Origin of the sequence: Candidatus Terasakiella magnetica (assembly GCF_900093605.1) — a bacterium.
In the GTDB taxonomy this organism is placed as follows: Bacteria; Pseudomonadota; Alphaproteobacteria; order Rhodospirillales; family Terasakiellaceae; genus Terasakiella; species Terasakiella magnetica.
Genome location: NZ_FLYE01000002.1, coordinates 55362 through 80453, shown reverse-complemented (window position 1 = coordinate 80453; position 25092 = coordinate 55362). Strand labels below are relative to the sequence as shown.

Below are 25092 nucleotides of genomic sequence, written 5' to 3'. Positions count from 1 at the left end.
GGCTTATTCCTCTGTTAATAGTGAGCGATCAAAGAAGCGATAACACCCGCGCCCCTCTTCCTTACTTACATATAAGGCTTTATCTGCGCGTTTTAAGATTTCATCGCCATTCCAGTGCCAGCCCTCGCTCCATTCAATGCCGATACTGGCCCCAATTTGGATAATCTCCTCCTCATGGGCAATGGGGTGAGAGATGGTTTCAATCAGTTTTTGAGCCACGCTTTCAATATGGTCTTTTGTCTGTGCATTTGTCTGCACCACAACAAATTCATCCCCACCAATACGCACCACATGGTCACTATAACGTACCGCAGCCTGCATACGTTCTGCCGTAATCTGTAAAACCCGATCCCCAACCTTATGACCCAGCTGATCATTTACCGGTTTAAAATAATCCAGATCAATATAATGAATGGCAATCCGGTCTTGATAACGTTTGCGCGTTTCTGTGCGCCCGATAATTTCATGGAGATATTTACGATTACCCAGTTTTGTCAGCACATCATGGCGCGCATCCCAATAATCCAGCGCCATTTTATCAGCAGGCGACATATCCTGCACAATCCCATAAACAAGCTCGCCCGCACCGCGTTCACGGTCTTGCACATCGCCCATCAAAAGCAGGCGTTTTTTGACATTATGATCATCATGAAGAACTTCACAGGTAAACTGCTTGCCAAACGGGGTCTTATGAACCGTTTCCATATGCTGGTCCCAATGTTTACCGGGGCAAACAAGGCGCATAAGCTCACTCATGGTCTTGGGCTTTTTGCTCTCTAAGGGCAGGCCAAGGATGTTAAAAAGGCTGTCTTCACATTCAATCACATCATCATCACGGTCCCACACCCAACTGGCAATCCGGGCTATTTTCTGGGCGTGATGCATTTTCTTTTGCAGGTTTTCCAGCTCAACATGTTTTTTGCGCAGCTCAACCAGCTGCCAGATCATGTCCCCAACCGCCTGCACGGCAATCACATCTTCTTCACCGTATTCATCTACCTTATTGCCCACCCCCATCAAGATGCACACCATATCGCCTGCAATCACAGGCACCCCCACATGGCGCACCAAATGGGCATGGCCTTCAGGATAACCTTTTCGATCGGGCATATTTTGATAGTCGTTATGAATGACAGCTTCGCGGTTTCTAAAAGTATCGGCCCAAATACCAGCCTCTGACACCGGATAATGGCGTGCAAAGGCCATCTCGCAATATTCCAGCGTTTTTTTAGACCATGTCACCAGCTCAATGGTTTCCTGATCATCATTCATAAAGTGGATATAACCGATCTCACTATCAGTGAGCACCACAGCCAGCTCAATCCCTTGCTGGATAATTTCACGCTCAGGCTTGCCTGAAACGCTGCGCTGAAATTCCAACAACTGCTTATATTTTTTGGCATCCATATTCTAAGACCTATTCCTGCCATCTTTTTTTCAGCACTGTATCATAGAATGCTTATAAACTAATTAATATTTCCATCTAAACTTGTTGCTGCCCTGTCTCAATATCTTCATTATGCCCCCATCACCTGTCTTCCAGATAAAAGGACCTCATCCATGCCTGCTTTTGATTACATTGTTGAACACCCAAAAGACAAACCGATCACCTTGATCAGCGTGGCATGTGACACCTTTGACAAATGGTTGGAAAAGCAGGACAAGGACACCCAAAACTGGATTAAATCCAATGATTTCAAGCCTGTTGGCGGGGCAAGCATCGCTCTTCCCGGTAAAAAAGGCAAAATCGAGCAAATCCTTGTTAGCATTAGCCAAGACAATATGATGTGGGACTTTGCCGCGCTGCCTGCAAAACTGCCCAAAGCCCTCTATAAAATCAAAGGCCGCCATAAGGCAGATGAGGCCAATGCAGCCGTGCTGGGCTGGGCCTTGGGCACATACAGTTTTGATTGGTATAAAGAAGCCACCAAAGAATTTGCCAGCCTTGTCCTGCCTAAAACAGCCGATAAACAAACCGTTCAAGCCTTGGCTGAAGGAATTGAGCTCACCCGTGATTTAATCAACCTTCCCGCGGCTGACATGGGGCCTGTTGAGCTTGCCCAAGCCGCTGAAGACCTTGCTGATGAGCATGAAGCCGCATGTGAGCTCATCATTGATGATGGGCTTATGGATGAAAACCTGCCTGCTATTTATGCGGTGGGTAAGGGGGCCGCAAGTGATCGCCGCCCCCGCCTGATTGACCTCACATGGGGCAGTGATAAACACCCCAAAATCACCCTTGTGGGCAAAGGCGTTTGTTTTGACACCGGTGGTCTGGATATCAAACCAGCGCAATTTATGAAGCTGATGAAAAAAGATATGGGTGGAGCGGCCCATGTGCTTGGTCTTGCCAAGGCGATTATGGCGGCAAAACTGCCTGTTCGCCTGCGCGTACTTATCCCAGCTGTTGAAAATGCGGTTTCTGATAAAGCCATGCGCCCACTTGATGTGGTCGATTCGCGCCAAGGTAAAACCATTGAGATCGGTCATACTGATGCAGAAGGTCGTGTGGTTCTGGCTGATGCCTTAACGCTGGCAAGTGAGGAGAAGCCTGACTTTATCATTGATTTCGCCACCCTTACAGGGGCAGCACGCGTTGCCTTGGGCACCGAATTACCTGCCCTATTTTCAAATAACGACGATTTGGCCAATGATTTACTCATGGCAGGTCAATCACAAGGTGATAACATGTGGCGTCTACCTTTATGGAAACCATATCGCAAAATGATTGATGGCAAGACAGGTGACATTTCAAATGAGTCCGCAGCCCCTTATGGCGGGGCCATTACCGCAGCCCTTTTCCTTGAAGAATTTGTTTTAAATTCAACCCCTTGGGCCCATCTTGATGTGATGGGATGGAACACCTCAAGCAAGGCTGGGCGCCCCGAAGGTGGCGAGGCTATGGCCCTGCGCGCTGCCTTTGCCATGATAAAAAAACGTCTTTAATAAATATTAAGTGTTGCCCTTATAGACTAGCTTACGTAAATATGTTCGAAACCGTAACGAAATGGCGAGAAACATGGGTGTAGAACTCGAACCGGTCCAGGCACTGGACCTCTGGCGAAAAGCAATTGTTGAAAGCGTGCGTCGTGACGGGCCAGACCTGTCTGCACGCCAAATGGCTTTATTGCTTACTGTTTATCTTACACCACCCCCACATACCGTGCGGGGGCTGGCTGAAAGCATGAATGTTTCCAAGCCTGCAATTACCCGTGCGCTTGACCGTCTGGGCCAGATGGAACTGTTGCGCCGCAAAGTTGATGATAGCGATCGTCGCAGCGTGCTGGTTCAACGCACAGTTAAAGGCTCGGTCTATCTGCGTGAGTTCGGTGAAATCATCGTGCAAAGTGCCGTTGATCTTGGCGAAAAGAAGTAACGCTTCGGCTTTACATTATATTACAATTATCTGATATTTTAAGGCGCGATTGTCCGCTATAAGTCTGTCAACAGATTTATGAATATGGAGAATCCCCATGACGACGCTTGCCTTTCAAGACCTATACCCCGATGAGCTGGGCCATTGTTATGGCTGTGGTAAAAACAATGACCATGGCCTTCAGATCAAAAGCTTCTGGGAGGGTAAAGAAACCGTCGCCCATTTTGAACCGCGCCCAGAACATACCGCCCTACCCGGTTATGTCTATGGCGGGCTCATTGCTTCTCTCATTGATTGCCATGGCACAGGTTCAGCCGCAGCTGCGGCTTATAAGGCCAATGGTCGTGACATGGGGAGCGAACCTGCCTTGCGTTTTGTTACAGCCAACCTCAATGTAGATTTCCTTGCCCCAACCCCCATGGGAGAAACGCTGGAACTGCGCGGTAAAATCAAGGAAATTAAAGAAAAGAAAGTGATTGTTGAAATTACCGTTTTCGCAAAAGGCAAAGCTTGTGCAAAAGGCTCTATCGTTTGTGTAAAAATGCCCGCAAGCATGATGCCCTCATAAAGCGCCCTTCACGACAAAAAAACAAAAGGCCCCGCCGGATAAAACCTGCGAGGCCTTTATTTTGTTGTTGGGCTTTAAAAGAACTTAGATGCGGCGCTCAATGTGGCGCGACTGGTTTTTCAGTTCTTTAAAGCGACATAGATATGTCGGCAAGATCACATCAGCCAAGGTTGCTTCAACACCAAGGTCTTGCAGGGTCAGTGCGCCTTCAGAAACCACATTATCGGTTTCCAGCATGACCACTTGGTCACCTGTCAGCAATGGTTTTGGCAAGAAGCCGAGAATACCGCCGAGGATTTTTGCAATCGGATAGGCCACAGGGGCCAGAATGCGGTTGCGTTGTGTATGTTTCAACAGGCGCTTCATGATGCCCATAAATGTCATCACTTCAGGGCCGCCAAGCTCATATGTCTTGCCTTTGGCATCTGCATTATCAATGGCATTTACCGCTGCTTGGGCCACATCGCCCACATAAACAGGCTGAAGCTTTGCCCCGCCATCGCCGTAAAGATTGATGTCCAGGTCACCGTCGAACTTCACATCTGGGATCAAAGGCGCGCCAATCACGGGCAGTGCAGGCGTAAAGCGCATGATGCCAGCAAATTTGTTAAAGAAGTTATCTTCTGGACCAAACACAACACTTGGGCGCAAAATCGTTGCTGTTGGATAAACATTCAGCACCGCTTTTTCACCAGCGCCTTTTGTGCGCGCATATTGTGATTCGCTTTCTTCATTAGCACCAAGAGCTGAGACATGAATGAGGTTATCCGCCCCCGCCTCTGCACAGGCCTTTGCAATATTATGGGCGCCTTCAGCATGAACCGCATCAAAGGTCTGCTTGCCAAACTGGGACAAAAGCCCAACAAGGTTAAACACCACATCAGCCCCTTCAACAGAGCGCGCGACCATATCGGCATTTCGCACATTACAGGCTTGCAAGATAATCTGGCCCGGGTTGCCAAATGGCTTTAAGCACATGCCGGCTTCAACATCACGCACAGCTGCACGAACAGTGTAGCCCTGTTCAGCCAGACGTTTTACAATATGACGACCCAGAAAACCTGACCCACCAAAAACTGTCGCAATACGGCGCCCCATCACCTATCTCCTCAATGCTGGTCTATAACCAATGTAAGAAACTTATTCCTTATTAGCGGTTATATACCCCTTCCATCAGCACGACAACCTTCCTCTTAATCGAATTCATTCGTTTGAGAAAAAAGTTTCAGATTTTATATTGACAATAAGATGCCATCCCCCTAAAAACCGCCATCCCGTTGAGGGATTTGCCACACTGAAAGATGCCCAGGTGGCGGAATTGGTAGACGCGCAGGTTTCAGGTACCTGTGGCCGCAAGGCCGTGGAAGTTCGACTCTTCTCTTGGGCACCATTCTTTTAGAGTGGTTAAAAAATAGCGCCGCTTTCGGCGCTTTTTTTATGCCTAAAGGGCAAAATATCCACACTCTATCCTTCTCATGAATGGCAAATTTCTGTAGAGTGGTGCAAAACCATATCAGTGATAAAGTGAGTACAAGCTGTGACGATCGAAGTACATTACGGTGACCTTCCTGCAAATATCGATTTTGGCAAATCCGTTGCCATTGATAGCGAGACCATGGGTCTTAACCCCCATCGTGACCGTTTATGTGTCGTTCAGCTTTCCAGTGGGGATGGCACAGCCCATCTGGTTCACTTTAATGAGCCTGTTTATGATGCCCCCAACCTGAAAAAACTTCTGGCTGACCAAAATGTGGAAAAGCTCTTTCACTATGCGCGTTTTGACGTTGCGGTAATTGAAAAATACCTTGGCATTACCTGCACACCTGTTTATTGCACAAAGATCGCATCTAAGCTCGTGCGCACATACACCGACAAACATGGCCTCAAGGCCCTTTGTCAGGAATTGCTCGGCATTGATCTTTCCAAACAGCAACAATCTTCAGACTGGGGCTCAAAAGAGCTCACGCCTGAACAAGTAAAATATGCCGCCTCAGATGTGCTTTACCTGCACCAGCTTCAAGAAACACTGGATGATATGCTTGTGCGTGAAGGGCGCAGAGAAATGGCTCAAGCCTGCTTTGACTTTTTACCGACTCGGGCACGCCTTGACCTTGAGGGTTGGCCGGAAATGGATATCTTTTCTCATTAAGCTCATGCCTTGCACAAACATAGCCGTGCAGACTTATTGACGAAAAGCCGCCTTCCCGCCTATATCTGGGGCAACTTACTTTGAGAAAAGAGACCGCTTAAATCATGGCCCTACATACCCGCATTGCAAAACCACGCCCTGCAGCCCTTGATCTGGACTCCGCCAAACGCGTTTTGAAGCTGGAGGCCGAGGGATTAAATGCGCTTGCTGACTCATTGGATGATGAATTTGCCAAAGCCATTGATGTGCTTGCACATGTTAAAGGGCGCATTGTCGTCACTGGCATGGGCAAAAGCGGTCATATCGGGCGTAAAATTGCCGCAAGTTTAGCCTCCACTGGGGCACCTGCCTTTTTCGTTCATCCCGGTGAGGCCAGCCACGGGGATTTAGGCATGGTCACACAGGCTGATGCTATTTTAGCCCTTTCCAATTCCGGTGAAACGGCTGAACTTTCAGACTTTATTGCCTATAGCAGCCGTTTTTCCATCCCGATGATTTCCATTTCATCGCGCAGTAACAGCACTTTGGCAGAAGCCGCAACGGTTTCCCTTGTTCTACCTGCGGCCCAAGAAGCCTGCTCATTAGGCCTTGCACCCACCACATCAACCACCATGACCTTGGCTATGGGGGACTGTCTAACAGTTGCCTTGTTGGAACGCCGTGGTTTTTCTGCTGATGATTTCCAACAGTTCCACCCCGGTGGCAGCCTTGGCAACCAGTTGATGAAGGTGAAAGACCTCATGCATAGTGGCGAGGCTATACCGCTTGTTTCTAAAGACACATTGATGAGTGATACGCTTTTAGAAATGACGGCAAAACATTTTGGCTGCGTGGCTGTTGTGGATGAAAAGAAAGTCCTCCTTGGCATTATCACGGATGGTGATTTGCGCCGCCATATGACAGATGATTTGATTCAAAAGCGTGCAGGCGATATCATGACCACGGGCGCAAAGACAATTGGTGCAAACGCACTAGCGGTTGAAGGCCTCGCCATCATGAATGAAAAAGCCATTACGAGCCTTTTCGTGCTAAATGATGAAACGATGGTTCACGGCGTCCTTCATATTCACGATTGCTTGCGCGCAGGCATCGTTTAGGTAACGGGTTGAGATTTAATGGCTTTGGCATCACGCACTGACCGCCCTCAAACACCTGCTTCGCGCAGGAGTTATCGCGATACCCACGCCATTTCTTTGACAACACGTTCAAAAGCCAGCCGGGCCTATAGCCGCTTTGTGCAAATGATGAAGCTGTTTTTGCCGCTGATCGCTGTTGTGCTTATTATTATGATCATCATCTGGCCGCATTTGCGCGCAGATTCAAAACGTTTCTCCATCGGCTTTTCCAATATTGAGCTTTCTGAGGCGAAAGACCCGTCCATGATTAATGCGCGCTATATTGGCACCGATAACGATAATCAGCCTTTTTCCGTGACTGCTGATATTGCCAAGCGCATTGATGATGAGACCCAAAGCATTTTGCTGGAACTGCCCAAGGCCGACATTACCCTTAATGACGGCACATGGCTGGTGCTAACCTCAGAAACCGGACTTTATGACCGCCCGACCCAATATCTTGAACTAGATGGTGCGGTAAACCTGTTTCATGATTCAGGTTATGAAATGCATACGGCAACGGCTGGTGTGGACCTATCTAATGGATCGGCTGAAGGTCATAACCCTGTAAAAGGACAAGGGCCCTTTGGGCGCATCGAGTCAGAAGGTTTTCGCTTGATTGATAAGGGAAAAACCATCATCTTCACGGGCAAGACAACTGCCAAGCTCTTCTTGAACCGGATTAGTCAAAAATAATGATCAAAAAAGCCCTCGCCCTGTTAATCGCATCTTCCTGTGCCTTGTCGGTTGCCCATGCTCAAGATATCAATCTTGCCAGTGGCTCACCCAATGCACCGCTAGAGATTTATGCTGATAACGGCATTGAGTGGCAGCAAAATTCACAATTGATCATCGCCCAAGGTAATGCGGTTGCCAAACGCGCAGGCGTTACCCTAAATGCTGATGAGCTTCGCGCTTATTACCTGGAAGATGAAGGTCAGCCGGAAGGTAGCAATACAAATATTCACCGCCTTGAAGCCCTAGGGGCTGTTAAAATCGTTTCTGCAACAGAAACGGCAACAGGTGACAAAGCGGTCTATGACCTAAAGCGCGCCATCATGGTGATTTCCGGCACGCGCCCCAAACTGGTCACCCCGCAAGATACCATCAGCGCCGATGACACCTTGGAATATTGGGAAGAACGTGCCCAAGCCGTTGCGCGTGGCAATGCCACAGCGGTGCGTGAAGGTCGCAAGATCAAGGCCGATGTCATTGCCGCCCTTTTTCGCAAAGACAAACAAGGCAACAGCCAAATTCACCGCGTAAACGCCTTTGGCAATGTGATCATTGTAAGTAAGACCGAACATATCACCGCTGATAAAGGCATCTATAATGTAAATAGCGGAGTCGCTACTTTAACAGGGGCGGTAAAGATCAAACGCGGTGGAAATTTGCTTAATGGTTGTTCTGCAACCGTGAATTTAAAGACCAATATCAGCCGTTTAAAGGCCTGTGCAGGCACAAATGACAACCGCGTGCGCGGGTTAGTCTTGCCAACCGTGAAAACTATGCAATAATAGTGCCACGCAAAAACAAAATAAGGACGCCACATTAGGCGCATCCATATGTCAGAAGAAACAAATACTCCGGGATCAAAACAACCCCGTGTTGTTACCGATAATCAGGGCCTTATTGCAGATGGGCTGGGCAAACGTTTTAAAAAACGCCCCGTTGTGCGTGGTGCAAGCCTGAAAATCCAGCGCGGTGAAGTTGTCGGCCTGTTAGGGCCAAACGGGGCGGGTAAAACCACCTGCTTTTATATGATTACCGGATTGATCGCACCTGACTATGGCAATATCACCCTTGATGGACATGATATTACAGAACTCCCCATGTATCGCCGTGCGCGCATGGGGATTGGCTACCTCCCCCAAGAAGCCTCAATTTTCCGTGGTATGACGGTTGAGCAGAACATTCGTGCGGTTTTGGAAGTGGTTGAACCCAAACGCAATCGCCGCGAAGCTCGCCTTGAATCCCTCTTGGCTGAATTTTCAATCACGCATTTGCGCCGCGCACCAGCATTGGCGCTTTCAGGTGGGGAGCGTCGCCGCGTAGAAATTGCCCGCGCACTTGCCTCTCAACCCCATTTCATTTTGCTGGATGAGCCTTTTGCCGGGATTGACCCGATTGCGGTGGGTGATATTCGTGAACTGGTAAAACATCTAAAAGACCGTGGTCTTGGCGTTTTGATTACGGACCATAATGTGCGTGAAACACTCGATATCATTGATCGCGCCTATATCATCCATGATGGCGCTGTGCTCATGGAAGGCACACCGCGCGATATTGTGGGCAATGAAGATGTACGCCGCGTTTATCTTGGCGAACGCTTTACTCTTTAGGTTTGAGTTGAAACAATGGCATTAAGCGTCAGGTTAGACCTCAAACAATCCCAGACACTGGTGATGACACCCCAGTTGCAACAGGCCATTAAGCTGTTGCAAATGTCTAACCTTGAGCTCGGCACCTTTGTTGAAGAAGAGCTCGAGCGCAACCCCCTGCTTCAACGCGATGAAAGCGAAAACGCCCCTATTCAGGAAACAGTCGAGCCTGAAGGTAATGCAAAAGAAAATGCCAGCGATGCCCCCGGCCTTGAAGATATCAATCTCAACAGTCAAGAAAGCAGCAACAACGACTCCATCGATGCCGATGTGGACAATCAATGGAGCAGCGATACACCGGGTGATCAAACACTGGCGGGCTCAGGTGGGCTTGACACCACAAGTTATAGTAAAGGCGGTGGCACGGCTGATGGGGAAAGCTTTGATTGGGCACAAAACATCACCGCCGATCTTTCCCTGCGCGACCATTTAATTGAACAGATCAATCTGGATCTTTCTGAGCAAACCCAGCGCATCATTGCCGCTCATATGGTTGAGTTTCTTGATGAAAGTGGCTATTTCACCGCTGATTTAGAAGAAATGGCTGAGAGCCTTTCTTGTGAAAAAAGCCTCTTAGAAGACGTTCTCACCAAACTTCAACGCCTTGACCCCGTCGGTATTTTTGCCCGCAGCCTATCTGAATGTCTTGCCCTACAGCTTAAAGAAAAAGACCGTTTTGATCCTGCCATGGAAGCACTGGTTGATAATCTGGACTTGCTGGGCAAACGGGATTTTCCGGCCCTTTTAAAGCTTTGCGGCATTGATGAAGAAGATTTAAGCGACATGATCGCAGAAATCCAAGCCCTTGATCCGCGCCCTGCTCTTGCTTTTGACACTAGTGAAATCCAAGCTGTCACCCCTGACATAATGATGAAACAGGGGCTTAAAGGAAAATGGCTGGTAGAGCTTAACAGTGAAAACCTGCCGAAAGTTCTGGTTAATAATTCCTATTATGCTGAGGTCAGCCAGCTTGGCCTTGATAAAGAGTCCAAACATTACATTTCAGAGTGTTTTCAAACTGCCAACTGGCTGGTGAAATCACTCCATCAACGCGCCACCACTATTTTGAAAGTCTCGACCGAGATTGTGCGCCAACAAGATATGTTCTTTAAAAAAGGCGTGGAATATCTCAAACCCATCGTGCTGCGTGATATCGCCGATGCGGTAGAGATGCATGAAAGTACGGTCTCTCGGGTCACGTCCAACAAATATATCGCCACACCACGCGGGATTTATGAGCTGAAATACTTTTTTACCTCAGCCATCAACAGTTCTGAAGGCGGAGATGCCCATTCAGCAGAATCGGTCAAATTCAAGATTAAGCGCTTAATTGACGATGAAGACCCGAAAAAAATCCTGTCTGATGACAAATTGGTGCAACATTTGAAAAATGAAGGTATCGACATTGCACGTCGAACCGTGGCAAAATACCGTGAAGCCTTAGGCATAGCTTCATCCGTACAAAGGAGGCGGGAGAAAAAGGCTTTACTCGGAAAGTAAATTGAAATCTCAATCATCTTTTCCCACATATTCATGACGAACATCAAAATGAAGGGAAAGTGATTGGCATATATTAATACTATTGACATATAGGAACACTGCCACTAAGTTCCCGGCCTTCGCGCAAAAACGATAACGCTTTTGTGGAAACGTGTAACGTTTGAGAAAATGAAAGACGCTTGAAGGGCCGGATTATAAATGGCTATAACCCAAGCAGGAACTTCTATTATGAGAATTGCGGTACAAGGTAAACAAATGGACGTTGGCGATAGCCTGCGTACTCACATCGAAGACACGCTGAAAACAAATACTGAAAAGTATTTTGATAAAGCCGTTGAAGGCACAGCGACCGTCTCCAAAGATAAACACCTTTTTAAATCCGATATCACCGTACACGTTGGAAAAGAAATTCACGTTCAAGGCCGTGGTACAGCGGGCGATGCCTATGCAGCTGTGGACGAAAGCATTGAACGTATCTCCAAGCAATTGCGCCGTCACAAGCGCCGTCTGCGTGATCACCATCGTGAACAGGACCGTGCAGCTGTTGAAACTGTGCCTTATACCGTTTTTGACGGTCATGATGAGCCCGTTGAAGAAGCTGCAGGCCCAGCAATTGTGGCAGAAGTGGACAAAAAAATTCATAAACTGGCTGTTGCCGATGCGGTTATGCGCATGGATTTAGCTGATTTGCCTGTTCTGGTTTTCAGAAATAGTGCAAATGGCAACGTAAATGTGGTATACCGTCGTGATGACGGCAATATCGGTTGGATTGATCCGACAGGCGCATAAGTAAGACGCAGGCCATCGTTTTTTAAGAACCGGAAATTATACAGCAATGGAAATCTCAGATATTCTAACACCGGAACGTGTTGTTGCGAGTTTGCGTGCGACAAGCAAGAAGCAAGCTTTGCAAGAACTGGCACGCCACGCAAGTGAAGTGACCGGCTTGAATGAACGTGCGATCTTCGATGTATTATTGGAACGTGAACGTCTTGGCACCACTGGTGTTGGGAATGGTATTGCGATCCCGCATGGAAAGCTCAATGAGCTGGATGGGCTGTACGGCCTGTTTGCGCGCATTGAAAAGCCCGTTGATTTTGATTCTATTGATGATGACCCGGTTGACCTGATCTTTGTGTTGCTGGCCCCTGAAGGTGCTGGTGCAGATCACTTAAAAGCCTTGGCCCGTGTTTCGCGCCTTTTGCGTGATGATACGGCCTGTGAAAAACTGCGCGGATCAGATACGCCAGAGGCGCTATATTCGGTCCTGACAGAACAAGGCGAAAGCCATCAGGCCGCTTGAAAAGCCGCTAGAGAATAAATAAAAAAGCCGTCTTTTTCATAAAGGCGGTTTTTTTGTGAGTGCCTCTTGAAAAAAAATGTTACATTCTAATATAGTGATATTCAATCTCCTCTTAAAGAAGGTGAAAGATATGAAACTGCGCTCTCGTCTCTCATGGGCTATATTGCTCTGCATGTGCCTCTTTGCCTTTAAAGCGGTGGCACAACAGCCAATTAATGTGGGGCTCACCTCTGTGCAGCCGCCTTTTGTTCTGGACCATAACAGCCAAAAAGGGTTGGTCTATGATCTGCTCGGCGCTTTAAATGAAGATCAAAGAACTTATAAGTTCACCGCCCACCTCTTTCCGGCAAAACGCCTACTGGCAACTTACGATAAAAAGCAGATTGATCTCATCGCTTTTAACGATGTGAAATGGGGTTGGCTTGAGCGCGGCGGGCAAGGAAGCTTGACCTTAACAGATGGCAAAGACCTATTTGTTGAGCTCAAAGAAGAGAACCAGCACGATCATGTAAATTCTATTGGGGCTGTACGGGGGTTTCATTACGCCTTTGCACAGTTTGATATAGATAAACTTGCCCAAATGCCCAATGTGACGCTGGTTAATTCCGAATCCAGCGCCATTAATATTTTAGCAAAAGGCCGGGTTCATAAAGCTATTTCCAGTGAGGCCTATCTAAATTGGGTTTCTGTTAAAGACCCCACGCTCTATCGAAGGCTCAATATCCTACCTAAAGCCGATCACACTTATAATCGCCAATTTATTGTTATGCCGAACGCCAAGATAACCAAAATTGAGTTTGATGCATTACTTAAAAAGCTTAAGGATAAACATATTCTCAAAAGCCTTTTTGCAAAATATGGTCTAGATGAACCACCCCTTGGCATCAATTATAAGGCCCCGCCCCTAAAGCATTGACGCTTCGCCCCTTCAGCCTTATATCCTTAAGGGGAAGAAAACAATAAATGGGAGAGAAAACCATGGCTATGGAAGCACATGAAATTGAAAGCATGATCCGTGAAGCCCTACCTGATGCCGAGATCCGCATTGAAGACCTGCGCGGTGATGGGGACCATTATGCTGCTTATGTCGTCTCTCCATCTTTTGAAGGCAAAAACCGTGTGCAACAGCACCAGATGGTTTATGCAGCCCTTCAAGGTAAAATGGGCGGCGATCTCCATGCACTTGCCCTACAAACAAGTACACCTGAATAAGCAGTTCTGCGCATGAGCGCACCTGCTTCACAAAAATTGCACTGGGCTGCCATCTCAGCATTGGCAGCCTATGTTCTTTGGGGTGCCTTTGGACTTTATTTTAAAGCCCTTTCTGAGGTCTCCGCCCTTGAGGTTTTGTGCCACCGCATCGTCTGGTCCGTGGCTTTCTTAGCGCTCATTATCACGCTCACCAAAAAATGGCCCCATGTGGCAGAAATTTTGGCAAACCGCAAAAGGCTCTTTTTGTTTGCACTCAGTGCCATGCTCATCTCCATTAACTGGGGTGTCTATATCTATGCGGTTATTTCAGGACAAGCTCTTGAAGGCAGCATGGGCTATTTCATCATGCCACTCGTTGCGGTCTTGCTCGGTGCTGTCTTTTTTGCAGAACGTTTTTCCAAGATGCAAGGCCTCGCCATCGGGCTTGCCTTGCTCGGAGTGCTCTATCAAATCCTTGCCTATGGGAAGCTCCCATGGATTGCTGTTAGCCTTGCGCTTTCTTTTGGCTTTTATGGGATGTTGCGAAAAAAGTCCCCTGCTGAGTCAGTCGTCGGGCTTTTTCTAGAAACACTCATTATGACCCCTATTGCCCTTTTCTATATGGGGTTCCTGTTCAGCCAGAACGCGCTTTATTTCACCACGGCAAATATTGATATGCAGGGCCTCCTCATGCTTGCTGGGCCTGTAACGGCTGTTCCTCTCATCTTATTTGCCTTTGGGGCGCGTCAATTGCGCTATTCCACGGTGGGTATTTTGCAATATATCAATCCGACCTGTCAGTTCTTGCTTGCGATCTTCATTTTCCTTGAACCGTTTGAGCTGGATAAGCTGGTTACTTTCGGTTTCATTTGGGCAGGCGTTCTTCTTTATAGCATGAGTATTTGGCAACAAAGTCGGGCCAAGAAAGCAGCCCTACCTTGACAAACGCCCTAAAGCCAGCCATATCCGTACACAAACACACTCAAGAAGGATTCTAAAGTTATGAACGACAACCCTGTTTTTGAACGTATCGAGCAAGATATTGCTGACAATTCCGTACTTCTTTTCATGAAGGGGTCACCGATGTTCCCGCAATGTGGTTTCTCTGCTGCTGTTGTGCAGGTCCTCACACATATTGGCGTGAAGTTCAAAGGCGTTGATGTTCTAACAGACCCTGAAATTCGCGAAGGCATCAAACAGTTTTCTAACTGGCCAACGATCCCACAGCTTTATGTTAAAGGCGAGTTTGTTGGTGGCTGCGATATCATTCGTGAAATGTTTGATAATGGCGAACTGGCTCAATTGCTTAAAGATAAAGGCATTGAAACAGCCGCTTAAAACAAGCTGAAACAAAAAAAGAAAAGCCTCCTGCTTCGAAAAACAGGAGGCTTTTTTTATGTCTACAGACTAAGACACTTAGCCTTCTCGAATGGCGGTTTGATAAAGCTCATCCTTATTGGTCGTAAGGAACTGATAGATATCACGGTCTAGCTCATTGGCCTCAACCATCTTATCCATAATTTCCAAGACTTCATTGACCTTTAGACGGTCACGATAGGGACGCTTTTGACAAAGGGCCTGAAAAATATCTGCAATTGCCAAAATGCGTGTTGGCTCATCAATCATCTCCGCACTCCAGCCATAAGGGTAACCCGAACCATTGAGCTTTTCATGATGCTCAGAGGCCCATTTACCGATGGGTGTATCGGGGAAAATCGCATTAAGTACGCGCTTACTATCCATGGGATGGCGGCGCATCTGGGCAAGCTCAGTGGGAGACAGGCCCGATGGTTTTTCTAAAATCTCATCAGGTGTGCGCAATTTACCCACATCATGGAGCAATCCTGCAATGCGCAAGGTGCGGCGTTCTTTTTCACCATAGCCCACATAGCCGGAAATTGAATAGGCAAGATCAGCAACCCGCAAACTATGATAATGGGTAAAAGGACTTTTCGCATCGACGATTTGAGAGATCAACTCCCCCAAGGCTTCAATCTCTTCAAAGAGAAGAGAGATGCGATGATCACTAAACGACAAGGTTTCAAAGATGGCATCATCGAGAAACTCATCTTGAAGCTCTAACCAAAAACTATCTTTCACAATGGCTTTCTTGGCGGCTTCAAAAATCTCTTTACTGAAGAGTGTACCGATAAAAGGCTCTAACTGCCCCAAAATATCATCACGATGGAGCAAGGTCTCATGCCCGGGCTTATCCAAGGTAAAGATCGCATAGGCCACATCAAGGCGGTCTGCCAAAAAAACAAGATTGGCATGTTCGCGCACATCCTGAGCAACTGTATCTGGAAACTCTTCCCAACGGGTATGATGATAGCGAATGGCTTCGGCATAAGGGGAAAATGGCGGGAAGCTTTTTAAGAAAAAATCACCTCGCACACAATGTTCTTCTGCCCCGTCCCATTCCATTTCGTCCAGTAGCTTCTGGTGAATGGCGGTAGAAGACACACCACAATCATGCAGCATACCCGCTAAAAGAATAAAATGACGGCGATCACGATCCCAGCCGAGATAATGTGAGATACGATGACAGATCAGCCCCACACGACGCCCATGGCTCTTATCATCAATCCCAACATAGTCTAACGCCTTCGTCACCGTATGCGCGGCACGCCCAAGATCGATATCTATTCCGTTGAACTCTCTAAGAGCCGTCATTTTTATATCTTTTCTAAATTAACGAATTACCCGCTGAGTTTAGAATAGATTTACTAACAAGTATTTAACAAGTTCTGATTGCTATTTAGCAAACCAAATCTACATCAAAAGATATTTATGCCGAATTTTAATAAATTCAGCTGAACTCGAAATCTCTGCCAAGGCATCCCATATTTGCTCAGTCAGTTTTTTATTTTTTGCATAAAACTCTTTAGAGAAAATCAAATAATAAGCTTTTGTTCTATATGGAATTTTCATTTTTTTCAAATTTGGGTATTTGCTATTATTTTGCGCAATATATGCATCGGTCATTTCTTCCAAGTCCACAAAAGCTGAAACCCTTCCAACACTGACCATATCTAAACCATTGGAAATTTTCTTTACACTATCAACTTCCAAGCCGTTTTTTTCTAAGTCAGAAATAACTGAATATCCAATTTTTGCAGACACCGTGCCATCTACGTTTTTAAGCTGACCATCTTCAATATAAGCTTCACTGTCGCTGCGAACATAAACCGCATAGTTACGGAAAAAAACTGAACGAGATGCATCAATTCTTCCATTTAGCTTTGGATATACACCAAATTTTTCTCGTTCTTTTTTGTAGCTTGCGTGAAAAATCCCATCCGCAATGTTGGACTTCAGCAAAACCTTACACCGCGCCCAAGGTGTTCGCGTAAACTCGAACTCAACGTTTAATTTTTTCTCAATTAAACTCAATAGTTCAAGCGTTAAACCAGGTAATTTTGAATGTGAATTCCGAATAGAGTTCATAATCCTTGGTGGGTTAGCGACATCTTCAAATGCGATATGGATTACACTTGGCTTTTCTTGTGAAAATACACTGTTACAAAGGAATAATGAAAATAGAAAAAGCCCAAAAAATCTCACTGCTTATTCCTTTTTAATTTTTTTCAAACAAACGCGTTTTTATACGAAACCACTTTTAAATGATATCCGTATGACAGCATAAGTACAATTACCCAAATGTAAGCCCTCGTAGAAAACACACAGGCTTTATCCATAAAAAAAGCCGCCCTGATGACTGAGCGGCTTCTTCGTTCGATTTCGTCTCGTAAAAATTAACGAGAGTTGTACATATGAGAATAATAACTAATTGCAAATAAACAACTTTCGAACGTTCATAACACTATCAGCACCATATGTGCTTTTATCCATTAATTATATCGTAATCAATATGATTATCTAAGTGTGCATTAGTATTATATAAATATATCTAACTCATTATAAGCACCATGCCCGCGCTCAATCTGTTTCAGCGTTTCTCAGGCTCTCTTCACAAGCCTGCCGCACGCTAATTAAGATTAAGCCATAAATTCACAAGCTAGTTTTCTGCATTTTTTCAGTACAGTTTCAAAACCGTATAAATCACTGTTTCCTAAATTTTCATCTCAGCGCCGCAGGCAACAAAAAAGCCGCCGCAACTTGATTGCGACGACTTTTTTAAATCTAGCCCAATGCCCTGCATAACGCAGGGGATTGGTTGTACTAGTTAACGTGAGTAATATTCGATTACCAGGTTTGGTTCCATTTGAACCGGGTAAGGAACGTCTTCCAATTTTGGTACACGTACAAACTTACCAACCATTTTCTTGTGGTCTACATCGTGATATTCAGGAACATCACGTTCGCCAGAAGAAACAGCTTCCAAAACCATTGGGATTTCGCGAGACTTGGCGCGAACTTCAACTGTGTCGCCTTCTTTAACAAGGTAAGAAGCAATTGTTACTTTCTTACCGTTCACCAGTACGTGGCCGTGGCTTACGAACTGACGTGCAGCAAACATAGTTGGAACGAATTTCATGCGGTAAACAACAGCATCAAGGCGTGTTTCCAACAGACCGATCAGGTTTTCGCCTGTATCACCAACGCGACGAACAGCTTCTTTGTAGTAACGACGGAACTGTTTCTCAGAGATGTTCGCATAGTAGCCTTTCAGCTTCTGCTTACCCATGAGCTGCAAACCGAAGTCAGAAACTTTGCGGCGACGCTGACCGTGCTGACCCGGACGGGAATCGCGACGGTTGATTGGAGATTTGGCGCGGCCCCAGAGGTTTACACCGAGGCGACGGTCGATTTTATACTTTGCGCTAATACGCTTAGACATAGGTTAAATCCTTGTTTAAAAACAATTTTTTCTTGTCCCGGTAGGCCGCAAGCGGCGTGATCTTTCAATCAACGTTCCCGGGAAGTGATAAGGCGCGCAATATATAGGTTTACGCGCCTTTGTCAAAGGGATTCTACACCTCTCAAAACGCCTTAAACGAACCCGCCAATCAGTTCACCAATTTGGCGTCCCTCATCACTGTAATTTCCCTTTTTCTTTACTTTATTACCATTCTCATCAACGACTTCTTCTTTATCAAAAAATCCACCAGCTAAAGTCCCGGCTGTTGAAGCCGCCTGTCTAAACATTGCCCGTTTTGTCTGATCGGATTGCTCCAGCAAATTACTGTGCAAACTTGAGATTTTATTATCGACCGATTCCTTTTTCTGGGAAAAATCTTCATATGTATCCTCAGCAGCATCAGTGCGCATACCTTGAATAATTGCACAGGCTGATCCATCCGCTGAAGAAAAGCCAGAAGCCCCCATGCGTGCGCGTTTTTTCGCAAGCCCCTTCTTCAAGCGGTCTTTTCTCTCTTTTTCCGCCTTTTCATAGGCCTCCCATTGTTCTTTTGAATGCTGGTCCGCCGCCTGCTGAGCGGCTTTTTGTGCGGCCTTTTGTTGTTGACGTGCAGCTATCATTGTTCTTGCCGCATTTGCCACCATCATAAAAATAGTAAATGGCTCCATTCTCTTTACTCCATAAAAAAAGCCTCTCCAAACGAAGAGGCGGTTGTTAAATCAAAATTTTCCAAACAAACCAATACAAACAGATACATACATTTAGACATATGTAATTCTACGCATTGCATCATCTCGTATGGATTGTTAAAATATTGGTAATACCAATTATGCCGAGTCTATATCTCCATTAAAAAATATGGGGGAAACCATGTATATTGTGGCAACTATAAAACGCTCTGGTATTACGTCTTTTGAGGGGTTTTGGAACAAGCAACAAGCATCGGCTTTCTGGTCAGATGTCTGCACAAGAAACACTTCTAAAAGTTCTTTAGACCCTCTAAAGGAGTTACAGCTTTACACCACCGAGGCGGGGTCCTTGAAGGTGGGATCAAAGCTGCGCGTAAAGGCAAGTTAGAGCCGATTAAAACGTTCAGCCCGACTGAAGACCCGCCCTTGCGCGATATTGTGGAATATTCCGGTCCTGATCGTGTTGATACAACCGTAATTGAACAAGCTGATAAAAACGTTCATGCCCATTCGGATGTTTTTTTAAAAGTATGTACCCATTCTATAGAGCAGTTCCTGCAAAAGCTGGATAAACTGACAAAACAAGTAGAAGACCCATCTTGTGAGGAATTATCCCAACTTCTTGAGCCCATCTATGACATGCGGGTTTTGGGAACGAGCTTTAACTATCCTTTGATCAGCTTGGTCGGTAATCATTGTGAGAAATTTATTCAAAACTGTGAAAAACAGGGGACGGTTAATACGTCTCAAGTCAAAACACTCCATGCCTTTATCTCTGCGCTTGATTTTATAACGACAAATAAAGTGACGGGCTCAGGTGGCCCTCAAGGTAAAGGACTTCTTAAAAACCTCACCGATGTTATTCAAGGTAAAGCAGAAAGCTTTGTCCCACCAACTCCAAAACAAGACCCAAATATTGTATCGCAAGAAAAACTCAATGGACTTTTAAATAACAAACACCATTAGCTTTGAAACTTCAGTTCGCACTCAGTCTTTTAAGGGAACATAATTTAAATCTCAGGGGAGGGATATTCAAAATGCCTACTTTAGAAAGCTTGGGACTGAAAAACCTTTCTGTTCTTGTGGTTGAAAGGGATCGCTTTGCAGCTAACCTCATTCAGACCATTCTTAGTACTTTTGGTGTGAGAGAATTTTACTATGCCTTCAATGATGATGAGGTCATGGAGTTTTTAAAATTAAAACAGCCCAATCTGATCATCACCGAATATAAATTAAAAAACTGCGAGACCCTTGATTTGGTGAAATCAATCCGCAATGCATCCTTTGAGCGTTATCAACATTCAAACATCTTAATGTGCACAGGGGCTTCTGATATCCCAACCGTTAAGGCCGCGCGCGATGCAGGTGTTACTGAATTTTTAGCAAAACCCGACACCGGATATACTCTTTATCGTCGGATTTGTTCCATGGTTACACACCCGCGCCCCTTTACCGATTGCCGTGCCTTTAAAGGGCCTGAACGAAGGCGTAAAAAAGAGATCATGCTGCCTGAACGGCGCCACCATGAAGATGAGATGCGTCATCACTAGGGGGGAAACGTCTCTAGAACTCGTCGAGCTCAGAGTCCCAATAAAGGAAATCACGCCAGCTTTCATGAAGATGGTTTGGCGGAAAAAAACGCCCATGCTCGCGAAGCTCATAAGCACTGGGTTGATAGGGTCGTGTCATCAGCTCCATTTGCGCCTCAGCAATACTGAGTTGTCCTTTTTGCGCGTTACAGGGACGGCACGCCGTGACGATATTTTCCCAATGGGTTCGCCCGCCACGACACCTTGGCCGTACATGATCAAAGGTAAGATCATGGGCGGGCAGCTGTATGCCGCAATATTGGCAGGAAAACATATCGCGCAAAAACAAGTTAAACCGTGTAAAGGCAACACCGGGTGGAGGTTTGGCATATTCTTTAAGCACAAGAACGCTGGGTAACCTCATCTCACAAGATGGGGAATGCACAACCGTATCATATTGCGAGACAACACGAACCCGCCCGATAAAGACGTTTCTAATCGCTTCTTGCCATGACCAGAGGGACAGAGGGAAGTAGCTCAATGGACGAAAGTCAGCATTGAGGACCAGAGCCGGATAATATGCCTGTGCAACTTGCATCGCGCTTAACCTCATATCTTTATTTATCATACACTAGCAAAGCCCTATGACAAAGAAGTTACATCTGTGATAAAAAGTTCTCATGTCGTTGATTATCACCAGATTTGCCCCAAGCCCGACAGGTTACCTCCACCTTGGTCATGCCTTTAGCGCCCTTTTCTGCGCTGAAAAAGGCGAGCGTTTTTTACTTCGCATCGAAGATATCGATCAGGGGCGCTGTCGCCCGGACTATATTGAGGCAATCTATGAAGACCTCGCCTGGCTTGGCCTAAGCTGGGAAACACCCGTGCGCGTACAGTCTGAACATATGAAAGACTATGCCCAAGCCCTCAACAAGCTGGACGATATGGGACTGCTTTATCCCTGTTTTTGTACCCGAAAAGAAATTCAGGCTGAAATTGAACGCGCCGGTCATGCCCCCCATGGCCCAGACGGCGTGCTATACCCCGGCACTTGTAAAAATCTCTCCGTCCAACACCGCAGTAATCTGATTGCCCAAGGCAAAAGCTTTGCCCTGCGCCTTGATATGGACAAAGCCATCACTCATGCAGGCCCGCTCACATGGTTTGATCACGACAAAGGCGAACAACAGGCCACACCTGAGGTTTTTGGTGATGTTGTGCTGGCACGCAAAGACACCCCGACCAGCTATCATATTTCTGTGTGCGTGGATGACCATATACAAGGCATCAATCTCATCACCCGCGGGCAAGACCTGTTTCATGCAACCCACATCCATCGCCTTTTACAGGACTTACTCAAACTTGATGTCCCAGAGTATCACCATCATGGTTTGATGGTTGGTGAAGATGGCAAACGTTTTGCCAAACGAGACAAATCCCTCACCCTTCGCTCCCTGCGTGAAAGCGGTGCTTGCGTTGAGGATGTTTTAGAGCGGCTGAGGTAAAACTGGTTTTAACTAAAGGCCTTCATGTTTTAAGGCTTTATGGACATCGCAATGTTCATATAACGACGTTTTGTTTTTATAGGCCGCCCAATAACGATGCGGGTCACCGGGAATGCCTTCCTCATTGCGTTTTAGTTTAAAGTAATGGAACTGTGCTTTCTTACTGCCAAACGGTATCCATACACGAACGAGTTCAATACCCCGCCTTCCTTTGACGAGAACATAATCCATGGTGATGCAATCAGCATTTCTTGATGACCTCATCATGTCACGATGAAGATGCTGTTCTGGTGATATATAGGTTATGATATTAGGCTGACGAGTTTTACCCTTCCCTGTTTCAACAAGCTCCTCCCCGATAAACAGATAGGAGCTATATCTGTGCGCATTAAAGTTCTCTCGCCATGTTTTAATAACGGTTTCCTTTTTCCCATCACCATCCAGATCGACTTCATTGAAACCATAGTTTAACGGGATCACTTCATAACTTGCTTGTGCGGAAAATGAGAACAAGCTGCACATCAAGACCAATATCCATTTCATCGGCGCAAGCCTCTCACTAGTTCTTCATAATCAGCACAATCATCAGGACAAAGGATGCCGTGGCGGATGAGGAAATCGATAATCACGAGATTACAATTGAATTTGAAATCAAATGTATTTCTCACAATCTCAGCCACCTCTTGCACATCCATTAAGGTGAAGCTTTCCACTTCACCGTCTGTATTTTCAGGTACAAAATCTTCTGGCACCTCAAGGTCATAACAGAACATCACATCCGGCTTGATCCCGCCATCGGTTTCCATCATGTAACTGATGGTGCCGACAGGCTGGGCTTTGTCTGCCAGCTCAAAAGGGATATTGGCCTCTTCTGCGCATTCTTTGATGATATTATCTTTAAGGGATAATCCTGCAGGCTGACCACCTGCAACCATATTATCCCACATGCCCGGGCATATAGCGCGATCACCCGCGCGTTTGGCGATCCACATCTTGATCGTGTCTTTGCTTTTGACAAACCCGTTGATATGTACTCCAAAAGCGCGAATACCGAAAAAAGGCGTAGCACAGCGTTCCATCAAAAACAACGGGTCATCAGCAAAACCTTGCTTCACTTCATAAGGTTCATCGCGCCAATGTTCCAATAGACCTTTGTCATAAAGGGCTCGGCTCACACGGGCCAGAGCAGAGGTCAAATCACCCTGCTCTATTAGATAGGCCCCACTGCCCTTCAGCTTCAAAACATCGCTAAAACCATCAAGATGGACCAGATGGTCTTTGCGCACCCAGCCGATCTGCGTGTCATCTTGCCCATAAAAACCCACAAACTTTTCCAGATCGTGATTGTTACAGGCATGAATATGATCTATGAAGCCCATCGAAGTGCCCCTTTAATAAAACAGTTTCAAGGCCACTACCATGCAACAACGACCCGACCATATTCAAGGGCTGATCTTTGCCTCTTTAGGGGCATTGGCCTTAACACCGGATGGTTTGCTTGTGCGCCTTGTGGGTACAGATGACTGGACCACCGTTTTCTGGCGTGGGCTTTTCATTGCAATCGGGCTGATCTCATCACAAATCGTGATGCATAAATCCAAGGCCCTTGGCATCTTAACCCCAACTACCTTTAAAGAATGGCTGGCAATTATTTTATCCGCCATCGGTACCTTAACCTTTGTGTTGTCCATCACCCATACAACGGTTGCCAATACCTTGGTGATTTTAAGCACCATGTCACTTTTTGCCGCCCTGCTCAGTATGGTCTTTTTAAAAGAGCGCATTGCCTTGCGCACATGGGTTGCCATGGGCTGTGCCATCATCGGCATCCTCATTGTCTTTATGGATGATCTTGATGGCGCAGGTCTATCGGGTAAACTTTTTGCCTTGGCCTGCGCGTTTGTAACAGCGGCAAATATGACCGTGATCCGTAGTGAAAAACAAATCAGCGTCCCCACTATTTTTGCATGGGGCGGCTTGATCATCGCCATTCCTGCGCTTTATTTTGCGCCGAGCCTGATGATCAACATGCAAGCCACCGTGACCCTCATCACCATGGGCGGGCTTAATGCCATTGCCTTTGTGTTACTCGGTCTTGGGGCCAAACGTATCCCTTCGCCCGAAGTCAGCCTCCTTATGTTACTGGAAACCATTATCGGCCCCATCTGGGTCTGGCTGGTCTTGCAAGAAGTGCCCTCAATCAACGCTCTCATTGGCGGCACAATCGTTATCACCACACTGGCCTTACATGCCTTTGCCAGTTTAAAGGCCAACAGACAGGCATAAAAAAACGCCTTGGAAAAAACCAAAGCGTTTTCAAATTCAACATGCGAAAAGGCGTTATTTTGCTTTTGCCTTTGCTTTTGCAGCGGCTGCCGCAGCGGCCGCTTTCTTGGCATTTTTGTCTTCTTTAACGTTACGCACATAAGCCTGTTCACAATGGGGTTCGCAATAAGGCTTACCTTCTGTAGATTTCCCCCCACAGAAATGAAAACCCGGCATGCCCGGATCACCAATGGGCCAGGCACACATGCCCGGGCGCAATTTGTCCATTGTGATCACTTCTGGCTCAGGAGCCTTCTTTTTCTTGGCGGGTTTGCGCTGAATTGGAGATTGGCGTTTTGGCAAACCAAGACGGTGAACTTTACCCACAACAGCGTTTTTCGTGACGTCTAGGCGACGACCAATTTCACTTGTTGCAATACCTTCACTCCAGAGCTGAGTTAAAATCTCAATTCGTTCCGGCGTCCAATCTACACTCATCATCTATCCTTATGAATTAACGTTTTCGCGCATAAGCGTTCAATATAACGGAGCAGCGACAAACGTGCATCGTCTTTATCAAAAAGTTCGCGCACATTACCCAATCAGCCCCTTTTAAGCAATATGGAAATACGTTTTTTCTCTCATCCCGCTTTTTCCACATTGCCTTTCACCTTATCTTTCACACGCTAAACAATCCTC

Annotated in this window: 29 protein-coding genes and 1 tRNA gene; 20 read left to right on the top strand and 10 right to left on the bottom strand. The window is 46.4% G+C overall.

Features of this window, described 5'->3' with window-relative positions; translation table 11 throughout:
* Window positions 1-3 precede the first annotated feature (3 nt).
* A complete protein-coding gene (locus MTBPR1_RS03505) occupies window positions 4-1407 on the bottom strand; it encodes a sensor domain-containing diguanylate cyclase (protein ID WP_069186169.1) in 1404 nt (467 codons plus the stop codon).
* 153 nt (window positions 1408-1560) lie between these two features.
* Between MTBPR1_RS03505 and MTBPR1_RS03500 the strand changes: the two genes are divergently transcribed.
* The 3 genes from MTBPR1_RS03500 to MTBPR1_RS03490 all read left to right on the top strand — a co-directional run bounded on the left by MTBPR1_RS03500 (window position 1561) and on the right by MTBPR1_RS03490 (window position 3944).
* Window positions 1561-2946, top strand: a complete 1386-nt coding sequence (locus tag MTBPR1_RS03500; protein ID WP_069186168.1) for a leucyl aminopeptidase family protein — start codon at window positions 1561-1563, stop codon at window positions 2944-2946.
* 73 nt (window positions 2947-3019) lie between these two features.
* Window positions 3020-3376 carry a MarR family transcriptional regulator gene (locus MTBPR1_RS03495; protein WP_069186167.1) on the top strand — a complete coding sequence of 119 codons (357 nt, stop codon included), beginning with the start codon at window positions 3020-3022 and terminating at the stop codon, window positions 3374-3376.
* Between the two features lie 97 nt (window positions 3377-3473).
* The gene (locus tag MTBPR1_RS03490; RefSeq protein ID WP_069186166.1) at window positions 3474-3944 is read left to right on the top strand and encodes a PaaI family thioesterase; all 471 of its coding nucleotides are present in this window, start codon (window positions 3474-3476) and stop codon (window positions 3942-3944) included.
* Between the two features lie 84 nt (window positions 3945-4028).
* On the opposite strand, the gene MTBPR1_RS03485 is transcribed toward MTBPR1_RS03490, so the two are convergent.
* Window positions 4029-5042, bottom strand: a complete 1014-nt coding sequence (locus MTBPR1_RS03485; protein ID WP_069186165.1) for a complex I NDUFA9 subunit family protein — start codon at window positions 5040-5042, stop codon at window positions 4029-4031.
* Window positions 5043-5247: 205 nt separating this feature from the next.
* Here MTBPR1_RS03485 and MTBPR1_RS03480 point away from each other — a divergent pair.
* The 13 genes from MTBPR1_RS03480 to grxD all read left to right on the top strand — a co-directional run bounded on the left by MTBPR1_RS03480 (window position 5248) and on the right by grxD (window position 14921).
* Window positions 5248-5334, top strand: a tRNA-Leu gene (locus MTBPR1_RS03480).
* 147 nt (window positions 5335-5481) lie between these two features.
* On the top strand, window positions 5482-6093 hold the full coding sequence (locus MTBPR1_RS03475; protein ID WP_069186164.1) for a ribonuclease D: 612 nt from the start codon (window positions 5482-5484) through the stop codon (window positions 6091-6093).
* 104 nt (window positions 6094-6197) lie between these two features.
* Window positions 6198-7190, top strand: a complete 993-nt coding sequence (locus tag MTBPR1_RS03470; RefSeq protein ID WP_069186163.1) for a KpsF/GutQ family sugar-phosphate isomerase — start codon at window positions 6198-6200, stop codon at window positions 7188-7190.
* Between the two features lie 18 nt (window positions 7191-7208).
* A complete protein-coding gene (gene lptC / locus MTBPR1_RS03465) occupies window positions 7209-7904 on the top strand; it encodes an LPS export ABC transporter periplasmic protein LptC (RefSeq protein ID WP_083222864.1) in 696 nt (231 codons plus the stop codon).
* A complete protein-coding gene (locus tag MTBPR1_RS03460; protein ID WP_069186162.1) occupies window positions 7904-8725 on the top strand; it encodes an LptA/OstA family protein in 822 nt (273 codons plus the stop codon). Before lptC ends, MTBPR1_RS03460 begins: the two co-directional genes overlap by 1 nt.
* A gap of 48 nt (window positions 8726-8773) precedes the next feature.
* A complete protein-coding gene (gene lptB, locus MTBPR1_RS03455; RefSeq protein WP_069186161.1) occupies window positions 8774-9550 on the top strand; it encodes an LPS export ABC transporter ATP-binding protein in 777 nt (258 codons plus the stop codon).
* 15 nt (window positions 9551-9565) lie between these two features.
* Window positions 9566-11089 (top strand): RNA polymerase factor sigma-54, encoded by a 1524-nt coding sequence (rpoN, locus tag MTBPR1_RS03450; RefSeq protein WP_069186160.1) that lies wholly within the window; start codon window positions 9566-9568, stop codon window positions 11087-11089.
* Between the two features lie 198 nt (window positions 11090-11287).
* Window positions 11288-11878, top strand: coding sequence for a ribosome hibernation-promoting factor, HPF/YfiA family (gene hpf, locus MTBPR1_RS03445; protein ID WP_240492852.1), 591 nt, complete (start codon window positions 11288-11290; stop codon window positions 11876-11878).
* 46 nt (window positions 11879-11924) lie between these two features.
* A complete protein-coding gene (ptsN, locus tag MTBPR1_RS03440; RefSeq protein WP_069186158.1) occupies window positions 11925-12392 on the top strand; it encodes a PTS IIA-like nitrogen regulatory protein PtsN in 468 nt (155 codons plus the stop codon).
* 130 nt (window positions 12393-12522) lie between these two features.
* Window positions 12523-13308, top strand: coding sequence for a hypothetical protein (locus MTBPR1_RS03435; RefSeq protein ID WP_083222863.1), 786 nt, complete (start codon window positions 12523-12525; stop codon window positions 13306-13308).
* Between the two features lie 62 nt (window positions 13309-13370).
* A complete protein-coding gene (locus MTBPR1_RS03430; protein ID WP_069186276.1) occupies window positions 13371-13604 on the top strand; it encodes a BolA family protein in 234 nt (77 codons plus the stop codon).
* 12 nt (window positions 13605-13616) lie between these two features.
* Entirely contained in the window at window positions 13617-14525 is a 909-nt protein-coding gene (rarD, locus tag MTBPR1_RS03425; RefSeq protein WP_069186157.1) for an EamA family transporter RarD, read from the top strand.
* Between the two features lie 60 nt (window positions 14526-14585).
* Entirely contained in the window at window positions 14586-14921 is a 336-nt protein-coding gene (grxD, locus tag MTBPR1_RS03420; RefSeq protein ID WP_069186156.1) for a Grx4 family monothiol glutaredoxin, read from the top strand.
* A gap of 78 nt (window positions 14922-14999) precedes the next feature.
* Here the strand turns inward: grxD and MTBPR1_RS03415 are convergent, their stop codons facing one another.
* From MTBPR1_RS03415 to MTBPR1_RS03400, 4 genes are all read right to left on the bottom strand, one after another.
* Window positions 15000-16256, bottom strand: a complete 1257-nt coding sequence (locus MTBPR1_RS03415; RefSeq protein ID WP_083222862.1) for an HD domain-containing phosphohydrolase — start codon at window positions 16254-16256, stop codon at window positions 15000-15002.
* Between the two features lie 99 nt (window positions 16257-16355).
* Window positions 16356-17147, bottom strand: a complete 792-nt coding sequence (locus tag MTBPR1_RS03410; protein WP_069186154.1) for a substrate-binding periplasmic protein — start codon at window positions 17145-17147, stop codon at window positions 16356-16358.
* A 622-nt stretch (window positions 17148-17769) separates the two neighbouring features.
* Window positions 17770-18384, bottom strand: coding sequence for a 30S ribosomal protein S4 (rpsD, locus tag MTBPR1_RS03405; protein WP_069186153.1), 615 nt, complete (start codon window positions 18382-18384; stop codon window positions 17770-17772).
* A gap of 152 nt (window positions 18385-18536) precedes the next feature.
* A complete protein-coding gene (locus MTBPR1_RS03400; RefSeq protein WP_069186152.1) occupies window positions 18537-19073 on the bottom strand; it encodes a hypothetical protein in 537 nt (178 codons plus the stop codon).
* A 447-nt stretch (window positions 19074-19520) separates the two neighbouring features.
* Between MTBPR1_RS03400 and MTBPR1_RS03390 the strand changes: the two genes are divergently transcribed.
* Both MTBPR1_RS03390 and MTBPR1_RS03385 read left to right on the top strand, forming a co-directional pair.
* Window positions 19521-20060 (top strand): hypothetical protein, encoded by a 540-nt coding sequence (locus MTBPR1_RS03390; protein ID WP_069186150.1) that lies wholly within the window; start codon window positions 19521-19523, stop codon window positions 20058-20060.
* 71 nt (window positions 20061-20131) lie between these two features.
* Window positions 20132-20644, top strand: a complete 513-nt coding sequence (locus MTBPR1_RS03385; RefSeq protein WP_069186149.1) for a response regulator — start codon at window positions 20132-20134, stop codon at window positions 20642-20644.
* 13 nt (window positions 20645-20657) lie between these two features.
* On the opposite strand, the gene MTBPR1_RS17720 is transcribed toward MTBPR1_RS03385, so the two are convergent.
* The gene (locus MTBPR1_RS17720; protein ID WP_083222875.1) at window positions 20658-21221 is read right to left on the bottom strand and encodes an HNH endonuclease; all 564 of its coding nucleotides are present in this window, start codon (window positions 21219-21221) and stop codon (window positions 20658-20660) included.
* Between the two features lie 82 nt (window positions 21222-21303).
* Between MTBPR1_RS17720 and gluQRS the strand changes: the two genes are divergently transcribed.
* Complete coding sequence (gene gluQRS, locus MTBPR1_RS03375) at window positions 21304-22128, top strand: tRNA glutamyl-Q(34) synthetase GluQRS (RefSeq protein WP_205631205.1); 825 nt, start codon at window positions 21304-21306, stop codon at window positions 22126-22128.
* Window positions 22129-22140: 12 nt separating this feature from the next.
* Here gluQRS and MTBPR1_RS03370 read toward each other — a convergent pair whose 3' ends face one another.
* Together MTBPR1_RS03370 and MTBPR1_RS03365 are read right to left on the bottom strand one after the other, a co-directional pair.
* Window positions 22141-22671, bottom strand: coding sequence for a hypothetical protein (locus MTBPR1_RS03370; RefSeq protein WP_069186147.1), 531 nt, complete (start codon window positions 22669-22671; stop codon window positions 22141-22143).
* Window positions 22668-23507: an NUDIX hydrolase gene (locus MTBPR1_RS03365; protein ID WP_069186146.1), complete on the bottom strand. Its 840-nt coding sequence runs from the start codon at window positions 23505-23507 to the stop codon at window positions 22668-22670. The genes MTBPR1_RS03370 and MTBPR1_RS03365 overlap by 4 nt, the downstream gene beginning before the upstream one ends.
* 40 nt (window positions 23508-23547) lie before the next feature.
* On the opposite strand from MTBPR1_RS03365, the gene MTBPR1_RS03360 reads away from it, so the two are divergent.
* Window positions 23548-24414, top strand: a complete 867-nt coding sequence (locus tag MTBPR1_RS03360; protein WP_069186145.1) for a DMT family transporter — start codon at window positions 23548-23550, stop codon at window positions 24412-24414.
* Between the two features lie 54 nt (window positions 24415-24468).
* Here MTBPR1_RS03360 and MTBPR1_RS03355 read toward each other — a convergent pair whose 3' ends face one another.
* A complete protein-coding gene (locus MTBPR1_RS03355) occupies window positions 24469-24894 on the bottom strand; it encodes a GcrA family cell cycle regulator (RefSeq protein ID WP_240492851.1) in 426 nt (141 codons plus the stop codon).
* Window positions 24895-25092: the final 198 nt, after the last annotated feature.